General features: G+C 37.5%; 12 protein-coding genes and 1 riboswitch. Of the genes, 7 read left to right on the forward strand and 5 right to left on the reverse strand.

Going from position 1 to position 13,619, the window contains the following annotated elements; genetic code table 11:
- From ACH0CI_RS04010 to glnA, 3 genes are all read left to right on the forward strand, one after another.
- Positions 1–1,263, forward strand: a complete 1,263-nt coding sequence (locus ACH0CI_RS04010) for a methionine gamma-lyase family protein (RefSeq protein ID WP_406900893.1) — start codon at positions 1–3, stop codon at positions 1,261–1,263.
- 182 nt (positions 1,264–1,445) lie between these two features.
- Positions 1,446–1,853, forward strand: a complete 408-nt coding sequence (locus tag ACH0CI_RS04015; RefSeq protein ID WP_014458504.1) for a MerR family transcriptional regulator — start codon at positions 1,446–1,448, stop codon at positions 1,851–1,853.
- A gap of 83 nt (positions 1,854–1,936) precedes the next feature.
- On the forward strand, positions 1,937–3,271 hold the full coding sequence (gene glnA / locus ACH0CI_RS04020) for a type I glutamate--ammonia ligase (RefSeq protein ID WP_013084732.1): 1,335 nt from the start codon (positions 1,937–1,939) through the stop codon (positions 3,269–3,271).
- 609 nt (positions 3,272–3,880) lie between these two features.
- Here glnA and ACH0CI_RS04025 read toward each other — a convergent pair.
- Positions 3,881–4,030: a hypothetical protein gene (locus tag ACH0CI_RS04025; protein WP_335707664.1), complete on the reverse strand. Its 150-nt coding sequence runs from the start codon at positions 4,028–4,030 to the stop codon at positions 3,881–3,883.
- Positions 4,031–4,186: 156 nt separating this feature from the next.
- Between ACH0CI_RS04025 and ACH0CI_RS04030 the strand changes: the two genes are divergently transcribed.
- The 3 genes from ACH0CI_RS04030 (at position 4,187) to ACH0CI_RS04040 (ending at position 8,630) form a co-directional block, all read left to right on the forward strand.
- Complete coding sequence (locus ACH0CI_RS04030; protein WP_335707659.1) at positions 4,187–5,221, forward strand: N-acetylmuramoyl-L-alanine amidase; 1,035 nt, start codon at positions 4,187–4,189, stop codon at positions 5,219–5,221.
- Between the two features lie 191 nt (positions 5,222–5,412).
- Positions 5,413–5,555, forward strand: a riboswitch (cyclic di-AMP (ydaO/yuaA leader).
- 161 nt (positions 5,556–5,716) lie between these two features.
- Positions 5,717–7,543, forward strand: coding sequence for an APC family permease (locus ACH0CI_RS04035; protein ID WP_028411372.1), 1,827 nt, complete (start codon positions 5,717–5,719; stop codon positions 7,541–7,543).
- A 109-nt stretch (positions 7,544–7,652) separates the two neighbouring features.
- Complete coding sequence (locus ACH0CI_RS04040) at positions 7,653–8,630, forward strand: cation diffusion facilitator family transporter (protein WP_335707658.1); 978 nt, start codon at positions 7,653–7,655, stop codon at positions 8,628–8,630.
- Positions 8,631–8,669: 39 nt separating this feature from the next.
- Here the strand turns inward: ACH0CI_RS04040 and ACH0CI_RS04045 are convergent, their stop codons facing one another.
- From ACH0CI_RS04045 to ACH0CI_RS04055, 3 genes are read right to left on the reverse strand one after another with little or no spacing between them, the layout of a single operon-like run.
- Positions 8,670–9,647 carry a glycosyltransferase family 2 protein gene (locus ACH0CI_RS04045; RefSeq protein WP_028411370.1) on the reverse strand — a complete coding sequence of 326 codons (978 nt, stop codon included), beginning with the start codon at positions 9,645–9,647 and terminating at the stop codon, positions 8,670–8,672.
- Positions 9,644–10,036: a GtrA family protein gene (locus ACH0CI_RS04050; RefSeq protein WP_028411369.1), complete on the reverse strand. Its 393-nt coding sequence runs from the start codon at positions 10,034–10,036 to the stop codon at positions 9,644–9,646. The genes ACH0CI_RS04045 and ACH0CI_RS04050 overlap by 4 nt, the downstream gene beginning before the upstream one ends.
- Positions 10,037–10,056: 20 nt before the next feature.
- Positions 10,057–11,562, reverse strand: a complete 1,506-nt coding sequence (locus ACH0CI_RS04055) for an ArnT family glycosyltransferase (RefSeq protein ID WP_335707657.1) — start codon at positions 11,560–11,562, stop codon at positions 10,057–10,059.
- 282 nt (positions 11,563–11,844) lie between these two features.
- On the opposite strand from ACH0CI_RS04055, the gene ACH0CI_RS04060 reads away from it, so the two are divergent.
- A complete protein-coding gene (locus tag ACH0CI_RS04060; protein ID WP_406900894.1) occupies positions 11,845–11,979 on the forward strand; it encodes a hypothetical protein in 135 nt (44 codons plus the stop codon).
- A gap of 67 nt (positions 11,980–12,046) precedes the next feature.
- Here the strand turns inward: ACH0CI_RS04060 and ACH0CI_RS04065 are convergent, their stop codons facing one another.
- A complete protein-coding gene (locus ACH0CI_RS04065; RefSeq protein WP_335707656.1) occupies positions 12,047–13,492 on the reverse strand; it encodes a magnesium transporter CorA family protein in 1,446 nt (481 codons plus the stop codon).
- Positions 13,493–13,619: the final 127 nt, after the last annotated feature.

Consider the following 13,619-nt stretch of genomic DNA (forward strand, 5'->3'; position numbering starts at 1 on the left):
ATGTTTGATCAGTTAAAAAATGGGGCACGCATTCGGGAACTTGCTGCAAAAGTAGAAAAGCAGATTAAGCCCGTACATGAGAAAATTGACGAGCGTATTGAAGCAAATCAATTTCGAGTGCTGCAAAGCTTTCAGCAAAACCGAGTGAGTGATTCACATTTTAATCCGACAACGGGGTATGGCTACGACGATCTAGGCCGCGATACGTTGGAGAAAGTATATGCGGACGTTTTTGGAACAGAAGCATGTCTAGTGCGTCCGCAAATTATTTCAGGCACGCATGCAATCGGCATTTCGCTGTTTGGTGTACTGCGTCCTGGAGATGAACTATTATATATAACCGGAAAGCCTTATGACACGCTTGAAGAAATCGTTGGCATACGAGGAAGCGGTGTAGGTTCTTTAAAAGAATATAACATTAGCTATAAATCAGTAGATTTAACTGAGGAAGGTCAAGTGGATTTTGAAGAAGTGAAAGCGTCTATTCATGAGCATACAAAGATGATAGGCATTCAGCGTTCAAAAGGGTACGGCATTCGTCCTTCTTTTACAGTCGCTCAAATAAAAGAAATGATTTCGTTTGTAAAGAGCATTAAGCCTGACGTTGTTGTATTTGTTGACAACTGCTACGGTGAATTTGTAGAAACAATCGAGCCAACGCATGTAGGAGCAGATTTGATGGCGGGGTCGCTTATTAAGAACCCTGGTGGAGGTCTCGCTAAAATCGGTGGCTATATTGCAGGACGAAAAGACCTAGTGGAAGCTTGTTCATACCGAATGACAACTCCTGGAATCGGTGCAGAAGCTGGAGCGACGCTGTATAGCTTGCAAGAAATGTATCAAGGGTTCTTCTTGGCGCCGCACGTAGTAGGTCAAGCCTTAAAAGGAGCGGTTTTCTCATCCGCTATGTTTGAAGAGCTTGGTATGCAAAGTGAACCGAAGTGGGACAGTGAACGAACAGATTTAATTCAATCCGTTCAGTTTGATGACCGCGCTAAAATGGTGGCTTTTTGTCAGGCAATTCAATTCGCTTCGCCAATTAATTCACACGTAACGGCGTATCCTGCTTATATGCCAGGGTATGAAGATGATGTGATTATGGCAGCAGGAACGTTTATACAAGGAGCGAGCCTCGAGCTTACGGCAGATGGTCCTATCAGGCCGCCTTATGTCGCTTACGTGCAGGGTGGATTAACGTATGCTCATGTAAAAGTAGCAATATGCATGGCGGTAGATCAATTACTGACAAAAGAACTTTTATAAGATAGAAAGATTATTTCTCCCCGTTAAGAAGGAAAAAAATAAGCTATAAAAATAAACGAAGTGCTATTTATTTGTATAGAAAAAATGTTCAGAAAAATTTATGTTAGAATTACTAACATTCGGTTGACAGGTGAACTAACATAGCATACAATGTAAATAGTTAATCCAAAGGAGGAACTGAAATGAGTGACAACATTCGAAGAAATACGCCACTTTTCCCGATTGGAATTGTGATGCAGTTAACTGAGTTGTCTGCTCGCCAAATTCGCTACTATGAAGAACATGAATTAGTTGCACCGGTAAGAACAGAGGGAAATCGACGACTATTCTCATTTAACGATGTTGATAAGCTGCTTGAAATCCGCGATCTAATCGAACAAGGTGTAAACTTAGCAGGTGTAAAACAGCTGTTTCATCTTCAAAAGGAGCAAAAAGGGCATAAGCAAGAAGAAAAAGTTGTGGCAGAAACAGCAAAGCCAGAATTAACGGACGATGAGTTGCGAAAAATGCTTCGTGCAGAACTTATGCAAGCAGGCCGTTTTAATCGAGCAACTTTAAATCAAGGAGATATGTCCAGGTTCTTTCATTAATAAAGTTATCAATATTTATGCCGTTCGTATATGAGGGGTATAGATTATAAATATTATATAGAGATTTAGGGGAGGATCACACGATGGCAAAGTACACAAAAGAAGATATTTTCCGCAAAGTTCAAGAAGAGAATGTAAAATATATTCGTCTTCAGTTCACTGACATTTTAGGAACAATTAAAAACGTTGAAATTCCAGTAAGTCAATTAGAAAAAGCGTTAGACAACAAAATGATGTTTGACGGTTCTTCTATTGAAGGGTTTGTACGTATTGAAGAATCAGATATGTACCTATTCCCGGATATTGATACATTTGTTATTTTCCCTTGGACATCTGAAAAAGGTAAAGTAGCACGTTTTATTTGTGACATCTACAATGCAGATAGAACTCCGTTTGATGGCGATCCACGTAATAACTTAAAACGTGTGTTAAAAGAGATGGAAGAGTTAGGATTTACTGATTTTAACCTTGGACCTGAGCCAGAGTTCTTCTTATTCAAATTAGACGAAAAAGGCGAACCTACATTAGAATTAAATGATAAAGGTGGCTACTTCGACTTAGCGCCAACTGACCTTGGTGAAAACTGCCGTCGTGACATCGTATTAGAGCTTGAAGAAATGGGCTTTGAAATTGAAGCATCTCACCATGAGGTAGCTCCTGGACAACATGAGATCGACTTCAAATATGCTGCTGCATTAAAAGCTTGTGATGATATCCAAACGTTCAAACTTGTTGTAAAAACAATTGCACGTAAACATGGCTTACATGCTACATTTATGCCAAAACCATTATTTGGTGTGAACGGTTCAGGTATGCACTGTAACGTTTCATTATTCAAAGATGGCCAAAACGCATTTTATGATGAGAACGGTAATCTAGAGCTAAGTGATACTGCTCGTCAATTTATCGCAGGTATCATCAAGCACGCACACAGCTTTACAGCAGTAACAAATCCTACTGTAAACTCTTATAAGCGTCTAGTACCTGGATATGAGGCTCCTTGTTATGTTGCATGGTCTGCTCGCAACCGTAGCCCATTAATCCGTATCCCAGCTTCTCGCGGCGTAGGAACTCGTGTTGAAGTACGTAGCGTAGACCCAGCTGCTAACCCATATTTAGCAATGGCTGTTCTATTAAAAGCTGGTTTAGATGGAATCAAGAACAATCTTGAAGCTCCAAAACCTATTGATCGTAATATCTATGTAATGACAAAAGAAGAGCGTGTTGAAGAAGGTATCGTAGATTTACCTGCAACATTAGCTCAAGCTTTAGATAGCTTCCAATCAAACGAAGTGATGGTTTCTGCATTAGGTGAACACTTAGCAGAGCACTTCGTTGAAGCGAAAGAAATCGAGTGGGATATGTTCCGTACACAAGTTCACCCTTGGGAACGTGACCAATACATGAGCCAATATTAATTTTTAAAAGTCGGAGAGATCGTTTGTACGTTCTCTCCGACTTTTTTGTTTTTCACAATGAATAAATAATATTCTGCATACGTAAATTGAATAATATAGCTTGTTTATAAAAAAGCTGCCTGTCGTATAATTTACAGGGAGCTTTTTTATTGTTTTGTTACATACAAGAAAGAATTTGTTTACATGAATCAAAAAGGATAAGCTTTTTGTCTCATTGAATCTATATGTAAAAGTAGTGTATAACAGATAGTGAGATTGTTTATGTGTTCACTCTGCACTGTATTTCAGTATAACTTCAGAGAGTTTTCAGCCAATCATAGTATCGTTAGAAAATACTGTTGGAGAGGAATGTAATAAAAATGAAAGAAGGAAATTTCTTTAAAGGTTTAGTGATAGGGATATTGATAAGCATTCCAATTTGGATTATTCTCATTGTTGTAGGCGTTCTGCTTTTTAAATAGGTCCTAACGTTATAAATAATAGACCCTCCTGATCTATACTTTAATCAACCAGAATAGAATTTGGACCAAAAGTATGTTAGGGGGAGGGAACCGCACGATGAATTGTGTGGATTTTTTTATTGGTAGGATGAACGTAGATTTCATCTATTTAGTTGCTTCTAGCAGTTGATTGGAGGGACTCATGCGGGAAAAGCGGAATAGGTGAGACTCCGCAGTAGCGCACGCGACGAGGAGGCTCACCAGCCTCCCGCGGAAAGCGAAGCCTTGCACGGAATTCACCAGCGATGTAACGAGCCATCCATACTAGCGCATTTATCCCATTTGTTCGTTTTTAGGTTGAAGTGATTTCGTTATGTCTCAATCTCCTTTTTTAGTAATTTTTCACTAAGTAGGCTAGTATACGTAGCACTTTTTTCCCTCATGCATATGTTAGCAATAAGGAGGGACAAGTAATATGAAAAAAATCTATCTTGATGCAGGGCATGGTGGGGCAGATGCAGGAGCAGTTGGAGCGAATGGACTGTATGAAAAAAACTTAGTGTTAAAAATTCAACAATATTTAATAAGCTATTTAAATAGCACTTACAGTGACTTTACGATTAAAACCACCCGTACCACAGATACTTTTTTATCGTTATCTCAGCGCGCTTCTCAAGCTAATTCGTGGGGAGCAGATGCATTTATGTCTATTCACGTAAATGCCGGTGGAGGAACAGGATACGAAGATTATGTTTATAGAAGCGCTAGCAATGCTAGTAAAACGTTTCAATCGATTGTGCACGGGCAAGTACAGCCAACGCTGCTGTCGTATAATCATCCGAATCGTGGACGAAAATCGGCCAATTATGCGGTGCTTCGCTTAACAAATATGCCTGCAGTACTAACTGAAATAGCTTTTATTGATAGGAGCGCCGATGCAGCACTTCTTCAAAATGAAGCTTTTTTAAAAAGCATGGGTGAATCGTATGCAAAAGGAATTGCCGTATATTTAAATTTACCTCGTCGTGCAGTTCCAAACCCAAATCCAACACCAACACCAAATCCATCACCTTCTGAACCAGGTGAAAAAACGTATACAATTAAGCAAGGAGATACGCTGTACAGTATTGCACAGAAGTACGGCATAACAGTACAAGCGCTTCAAGAAGCAAATACAGGGCTTTCTGATCCTTTAACACTACAGGTTGGAAAAACAATTGTTATTCCTTCAGGAACTTCACCAACACCTACTCCAACACCACCTTCTGAACAATATCCACTTCCCAATGGAATTTTAAAACAAGGCGATTCTGGAGAAGCAGTGAAACAGATTCAAAGAGCATTAAACGCGGTTAATTTTAAAGTAGGGTCAGTAGACGGAATATATGGAGTACAAACGAAAGATGCAGTCAGACGTTTTCAGCTTGTGTATTTTCCTTATGATGTAGATGGCATTTATGGTCCTCAAACGAAAAACAAGCTAGCAGCCGTTTTAAAAGCAAAAAGTTAAAGAAAGCAGGTCTTCTGTAAGCAGGCAGAAGGCCTTTTGTTTTCCCCTTAAAAGCGCCTTAAGCACTATTTTACCGTTTACGTAAAATAATGCTTTACAAACCATTTGTACGGGAGTATATTATCTAAGAACAAAGGATAGTTATGAAAGAAACATGTTATCGATCATACTCTTTAACCGAAAATTATATTGACCTGTTATCGCTTAATTCGTCAGAAGTGGGGGACCCAAATTTGTGCATTGTCACTTGGGGTGAATCCTTTTTTTAAAAGGTAGGGCTACTCTCATAGCCCGAATCCGACAGCTAACCCCATAAGCGTTTTGGAGAGGAGGTTTAAGCTGTGTAAAAACGCTGAGAACCCTTAGTGTTTTTTTGTGCGCTTTTTTAACATAAAAAGGTATTTTTTAGGGATAATATCACTTATTCATGAACTTGTAACGGAGCTTAGCAACGAACAGTGAATACTAGCTAAGCAATCATCGGAGGGAAATTACGTGAACTATTCAGTTCTCAAGAGATTATTGATTGGAAAGCCGCTCAAAACAAAAGAGTTAGGCGATCAAAAGCTTAGTAAGCTTAAAGCGCTGGCTATTTTATCATCAGATGCCTTATCTTCAGTGGCTTATGGAACAGAACAGATTTTGATTGTCCTTGCAACAGTGGGTGTGCTTGCCTATTGGTATTCGATTCCAATTGCGATTGGGGTATTGGTGCTGCTGACGGCTTTAATTCTTTCATATCGTCAAATTATTTATGCGTATCCGCAAGGCGGAGGAGCTTATATTGTTTCGAAAACCAATTTAGGAGAAAATCCTGGACTTATCGCTGGGGGATCACTGTTAGTAGATTATATTTTAACAGTTGCCGTGAGTGTTTCAGCAGGAACCGATGCTTTAACTTCGGCTTTTCCAACGCTGCATCACTATAACGTAGTAATTGCGTGTTTGCTGGTGATTTTTATTACGGTTTTAAATTTACGAGGTGTAACAGAATCCGCTTCTGTCTTAGCTTATCCGGTTTATTTATTTGTGATTGCTCTTATTTTGCTAATAGCGGTGGGCTTCTTCAAAATAGTGACAGGTCAAGTTTCACCTGAGCTTCATACATCTCTCGGTACCGTAGTGCCAGGTATTAGTTTGTTTTTATTATTAAAAGCTTTTTCATCAGGCTGTTCGGCATTGACTGGTGTCGAAGCTATTTCGAATGCAGTGCCTAACTTTAAAGATCCAGGTGCAAAAAATGCTGTTCATACATTAATGCTGATGGGCGGTATTTTAGCCGTTTTATTTTCTGGCATCACGTTTTTAGCTTATTGGCTTGGCATTTCTCCAAAAGCAGATGAAACGGTTGTATCACAAATTGCATCGAGTGTATTTGGACGAAATGGATTTTATTATTTTATTCAAGGTACCACAGCTCTGATTTTAGTACTAGCGGCGAATACAGGTTTTTCAGCTTTCCCTTTGCTTGCCGTAAACTTATCGTCTGATAAATACATGCCAAGAATGTTTCAAATTCGCGGCGATCGACTAGGCTATTCAAATGGAATTGTGACTCTGGGAATTGCTTCTATTGTCTTACTTGTCGCTTTTAAAGGAGCGACGGAACAATTAATTCCTCTTTATGCAGTTGGAGTGTTTATTCCATTTACGCTTTCTCAAACAGGCATGATTGTCAAATGGCTTAGAGAAAAGCCGGCCGGCTGGCAAGGAAAGCTAACCATTAACTTAATTGGTGCCCTCATTACCTTAACGGTGCTAATCATTTTGTTTACAACGAAGTTTTCACAAGTATGGTCCGTGCTTGTTTTCTTACCGGTTATCGTTTATATTTTTCATCGCATTCATACGCATTATGAAGCGGTAGGAGAGCAGCTTCGTATTAAGCAAGGAGAAAAGATTGGAAAGCTTGAAGGAAGTGTGGTCATTGTTCCTGTAGCAGGAATGACAAAGGTAGTGGAAAATTCATTGAACTATGCAAGAACGATTGGTGATACCGTTATTGCGGTGCACGTTGCTTTTGACCGAGAAAGCGAAAAGAGAATGGAAGAGAAGTGGGAAAAGTGGCAGCCTGATATTCGTATTGTTACGTTTCACTCTCAATACCGCAGTCTTGTGCGTCCGCTGTTTCGATTCATCGATATGGCTGAAGAAAAAGCCCGGGAAAATAATATGGCTATTACGGTTGTTATTCCGCAGTTCATCACGAAAAAAAGCTGGCAAAACATCCTTCATAATCAGTCCAGTCTGCTGTTAAAAGCACATTTGCTTTACCGTAAAAACGTAATCGTTACAACGGTACCTTATCGTTTTAAAAAATAATGAAACATGACTAAAAACCTCCAACTTATATGTTGGAGGTTTTTAATTTTTAAATTCACATACACTAACCATAATTGAATCTCATCAAAGGCACAAACGGAGGGATTGCATGAGTGAATTAATTAAGTTATTGCGAAAAGGAAATAAATCGGCCATGATGGCCGCTATAGTTAATACCATTATATCCATTATTAAAGGGATTGCTTTTGCTTTAACGGGAAATGTAGCGATGTTTGCTGAAACGATGCACAGCTTAGGAGACGCAGCAAATCAGTTCTTTGTTTTTATAGGTTCAGCATTAAGCAAAAAAGCTCCGACCAAACGATTTCCAAACGGATTTGGACGATTGGTTAATCTCGTTTTATTAGGGGCGGTTCTTGTAGTAGGAATTATGGCATTTGAAACGATTAAAGAAGGGTATCATCATATTCTTCATCCGACGAAGTCTTCAGGCTTTATTTTAAATATTGCAGTACTTGGCATCTCGGTATTACTTGAGATGTTTGTCCTCTTTAAGGCAATGAAAGAAATTTTGCACGATGTCGGAATGAATACTGCAGAGGTCAATGTTTTTACGCAAAGCTTTGTTCATCTAAAGAAAGCAAAGCCAGCAACTAAGCTTGTTTTTATGGAAGATCTGGTAGCCACTGGAGGAGGCGTATTGGCTTTAATTGCCGTTTTTATTTCGCGGTTTACGCCTTTTCATCAAGCTGAAGGAATTGCTTCTATGCTAATTGGTCTTATGATGTTTTTTGTAGTAGGACGAGTATTTTTAGATAACGCTGCTGGAGCGCTTGGTGAAGCAGATAAAGAAATGGAAATGAAAATTGGCGCCATTGTTATGCAAGATGTACAAGTGCGTGATATTCAAACGTTAATGGTGATGAAAGAAGGAGAAGAGCTTCACGTTGAATTAAAAGTAGAAATTGATCCTTCTTTAACAGTAGCAGAAGCGGATGATATTAAAGATCGTCTCGAAAATCGTATTTTACAGGAAAAAGGAATAACGGATGTCATTATTGAATTTGATGAAGATGATGGAATTCCTGACTGGGTGCCAAGCGATTTACAGCTTCAAAAAGAATAAAAAACAAGGAAGAAAACAGTTGTTTTCTTCCTTGTTTTTTTAGCTATATACTTTTTCACGCACGTTTTGAGAATCTGTTGAAGCCGCAGAAAAGTTAATAGTTTCACGTACAACGTAAATAGGTCTATTTTTACTTTCATCGTAAATTCTTGCGATGTATTGTCCCACTAGACCTAAACCAAGTAGCTGAATACCGCTAAAGAAAGTGATAGCTACCATAATCGAAGTCCAGCCAGGCTGAATATTTTCACCTATCAGCCAAACAACAATCGAATAACTTAAAACGAGAAGTGATACAAAAACTGATAACAAGCCAATAACCATTACTAAACGTAAAGGTTTCGTTGAAAACCCAATAATTCCATCTGAAGCAAACTTGATCATCTTTTTTAAAGGATATTTTGTTTCACCAGCAAAACGCTCATCGCGCTCATATTCTACATATGTTTGCCTGAAGCCGATCCAAGACATCATTCCTCTTACGAAACGATTGCGTTCAGTCATTTTTTTGAATACGTCCGCAACTTTTCGGTCGATAATACGAAAATCTCCCGTGTCTTTTGGGATTTCAATATCAGACATATAATTTAAAAAGCGATAAAAATACTTAGCCGTTGTCAATTTAAAAAAGGTCTCTCCGCTTCGCTTCTTGCGCTTTGCGTATACAATTTCATAGCCTTGCTGCCATTTAGCAATTAATTCAGGAATCATTTCAGGCGGATCCTGTAAGTCAGCATCAATAATTACGATAGCATCACCTTGAGCATAGTCAATACCTGCTGTGACGGCAGTTTGGTGCCCGAAATTACGGGCAAAATCAATAATTTTTACGTTAGAATCCATAGCTGCTACGTCCTTTAAGATTTCAATTGTTCGGTCTGTACTGCCGTCATTGACGAAAATGAATTCATAGTTAATGTGATTTTCATGCATGACGGAAAGCAAGCGATTATAGCATTCATTAGCTACTTCTTCTTCAAAATACATAGGTACCACGATTGAAATTAGTTCTTTCATGCTTTACCTCCTATCGAGTGATTGTTTGTGTGCTTAAACGTCCATATTTTATTAAGAAAAAAATTAAAAAACATTCCTATACAAGTAGACAACAGTTGTCCAATTATCGGATTAGCAGGTGTATAGTGTACAAGAAGGAATAAGCAAGATGTATTAATTGCTAAAGTAATAAGGTTTACGATGAAAAATTGAGCTAACATCCATTTATGTACAGTTGCTTGAAACACCCACGATTTGTTCCAATAGTAGCTGTTTATGACGCCAATGAAATAGGATAGTACGTTAGCCAATATATAATTCATATCAAAATGAATGAGTGCTAAGTAACTGATAATAGTGAGCAGGGTATTCATTATACCTACGAATCCGAATTTCAGGAATTTTATCACGGTTGCATAATCCCTTCCATTTAATTTATCTCTTCACATTTTGCCTGTGGCTTATTTTTAGTAAACCGTACTAGTAAATAAGATAGAATCACTGAAATACCAAACCCTTCGAGCAGCATAAAGCTTGGAAAAATAAAGAATCGATAGCGAGTTTGAATTTCAATAAGCAAGTGAATAAGAACGTATCCTATGATTAGTAATAAAAACAGTGTATACGGATATTTATCCTGCTTTTTCAGGAATAAACATATAAGTCCAATAATGGAAATAATAGTAGTTGAAACGTAAATGATTCTTTCATAAATTTGAGCAGCACTAATTAATTTCTCTTTATTAAAAGGTACATCTTCTTGAGGAGTTAATGAAATACTCCAAAATGTAGATGCATCCGTTCCTCCCCACATATTCAGGAATTTAATGTGAAAGAGATCTAAAAGTTGCTCTTTATCTGCTACACGCTCTTTAATTACTTCTTTTTCTGCTTCAGCTCGTTTTTCTCCAATTGGCATACCCATAAAACGACTAGCATCCTCTGAAGAATAAGAACCGCTTGTTTCATAATTAAAGCCAATAACGAATTTCCATAAAGGATCTCTGTTACTTAAAGGATATTTAGAAATACCGCTCGCTACAAAAGAGTAGTTGATCAGCGCATTTGCAATAAAAAAAGTAGCCAGTACGCCTACGAGGTTTTTTCCTATTTTCTTTCGACGAGTTTTTAACTCAGCAGCATCCTTCGCTTTAATGTAAGGTTGAAGAATTTGCAAGATGAAATAAATGAAAACAGCAACGATAATAATGGGTCCCAGAGGGCGCATTAAATTTCCTAACGACAATAGAAGACCAATATAAAGCCAGCTAAACTTGTTATGAGCAAATCTTTTTATAATAAGGTAAAAAGCTGCATAAAATAAAAAAGTAGCTAAATGCTGATTGGTTAACACTGAGCTGTAGAGAATGTTCGGAATGTAGAACGCATATAGGAAAGCTGCCATTCTCCCAGCAAGTTCGTTAAATACTTTAGCGCCAATTAGATAAATAAAAATAACGGTTCCAGTAGAATAAAAAATATTTAACAATTTTAATGTGAAAATGCTATCTCCAAAACAGCGAATAACAATAGATTCATAGAATGAAAAGCCTAGCTGATATACCCATGTAGTGAAATAAATGCTTTGGTTAAATTCATAATTTCCTTTTGCGATATTACGTGCGGCATCTAACATGACAAGAAAGTCAGATTTTACAGGTGTTTGAACAGAAAGCATCCATGCTAATCGAACACCTAAGGTCAAAACAATCAGTAAAATAAAAAAAACAGTTTTGTTCATGTATCTACTTGCAATAGCTATTAGAAAAATGACAAGGAAAGTGATACATATTCCTTCAATAATAAATGAATTACTTAAAGCCAAGCCTTTTAAGTCCAATGAATTTGTCATCGCACTATAACTGCCCCATAGAGACCATGTAAGAATCATGACACATAAAAGAATCAGGCTTTTGGATAAAAATGAGTTAAGCATATTACCTCCTGCAAATTATTTCAAAGATAAGGTACAAAATTCCTACCCTATGATACCATATTTTATTATTTTGTATATATTTTTCTTATAGAGTATAATGTTAGATTGTTCTGAAATTACAACAGCGGCACAACGTGTAATAAAAGGTTCAGTGGAGTAGGCAGTGATTTAGTAATAGATAAAAGAGGTTGGGAAAAAAGGATTTTAGTCGAAGCGAAAAACGAACCATTAATCATCATGTTTGATTGGGGGTTCGTTTTTTATGGTGCACGTAGGTTTCATTTGTTTAGTTCTTTCCAGCAGTTGATTGGAGGGCAAGACGAAGAATCCCGCGGAAAGCGAAGTTTTGCACGGAAATCAACAGAGGTGTCACAAGCAATCCCTGCTAGCTTATTTATTCTATTTGTTTCCCTTTAGACTTGCTTGATTTAGTTATGTCTCAATCTCTTCTTTTTTATAATGTATTTTCTGATGCGAACAGCTTTTATGTTTTAAATCGATCTTTTAATAAATTCCATAGGGAACTCACTCCGAGACTAATGCTGATCAGAATTCCTGATAAAGCTACTATTAAAGCGATATATTCAAAGATAGAAAACTGCTTCATACTATCCCAATTGATGTTTCCCTTTAGCTCGCTAATAACTAAATTCATTCCGTAAATACCGGAAAGAACGGTATAAATCGTTAAAATTAATAATAAGTAATTGTGACGCTTGGCCGCGATTTTCTCTTGATTTTGATACAAAGTACCAAGGGTTTCTTTGACTTCTTGATAAAGAGAATTGATGTGGAAGATTTTTTTAAAGAGCTCAGAAAACTCTTGACCTTCCGTGCGAGAGCTAATTTCTAAAAATAAATATTTACCTGAAAATACAGTAATAGAGCGAATTAGTCGCTCGATGCCCTCTGAATTTTTATGAAACGTGAGCTGAGAATACTCATAGGATAGTTTTAGCAACACGATTTTATAGAAAAAATGCAAAAATAAATTATAGTAATGTTGGCCAAATAGATGATTCATCAAAAGCTGATCCGTTTTAGAGTCTGTCGATTTAGAAATACACGAAAACACATGGTCTGTTATAACGTAATAGGTTTCAGGAGCCCATCTGGAATACACGTGTTTGGTATTATACGTTTTAATATACTCATGGTTGTGTGCAGAGATAAACGGTTTCCCGTCAGGCGTATAGCTATTTAGCTGCCCAGTACGAAATAAAGTTGTGGAGTTAATTTCTTGCTCTTGATTTACCGTTACATAACTTAATACAAACATCCGTTCATCGATAAAATAAGGAAGACTCCCGACGTGCTGTTCACGCGTCGCTTCTTTTTTGATGTGTTCGTTCAAAAATGGCGCGAGCTGTGAAAAAATGTAATCCTGTACTTTGCTATAGCGATGATGTTCATAGGTAATGGTGGATCCATGCTCTTCAGCAAGCTTCGGTTCTAATACACGAAAATGATTCATGAATTCTAAAATGTCATCATAGGTGTAATGATTATGACTCATCTCAGTGCGAATGGTCATGACGCCAATTTCAAAAGGACATAAAAAAACATCCACAGACAGCACGTTGCTAGACACGGTGGTGGAGGAAGTTTGTAGCGTAACGGTATGGTCTATTTTTTTTGAAAATCGAAGCAAGCCTTCTTTTTCGCACGAATCAGGAAATAGAATACATTCAATGTAAGGAAGAAAATATTGATCCAAGCTATCATGAGATACGTAATACTGTTCTCCGTAGTATTCTTTTTCTACATGTTTGTTTTGAATGGAAAAAAACTCAAACATATTTGCTTCTAGTGCATGAACAAGCTGCTCTTTATTTTTTCGATCAAAGGAAAAAGGAAAAAGAAACATGTTCATTGCTTTGGTAGGCATAATAGTTTGAAATGGTTCTGTTTTCCTTGGTGTATTGGTCATAAACTACATCCTTCTTATAGTCGGTTGTATTTTTTTTGAGAGTTGAAAAAATGCAGACAGAAAGTAAAAGGTAAAACAGGCTTTATAAAAACCGCTCTACCTGCCTGTAATGATTCGACGTATTATT

This window comes from Priestia sp. 179-F W1.4 NHS, assembly GCF_045369295.1.
GTDB classification, from domain to species: domain Bacteria; phylum Bacillota; class Bacilli; order Bacillales; family Bacillaceae_H; genus Priestia; species Priestia zanthoxyli.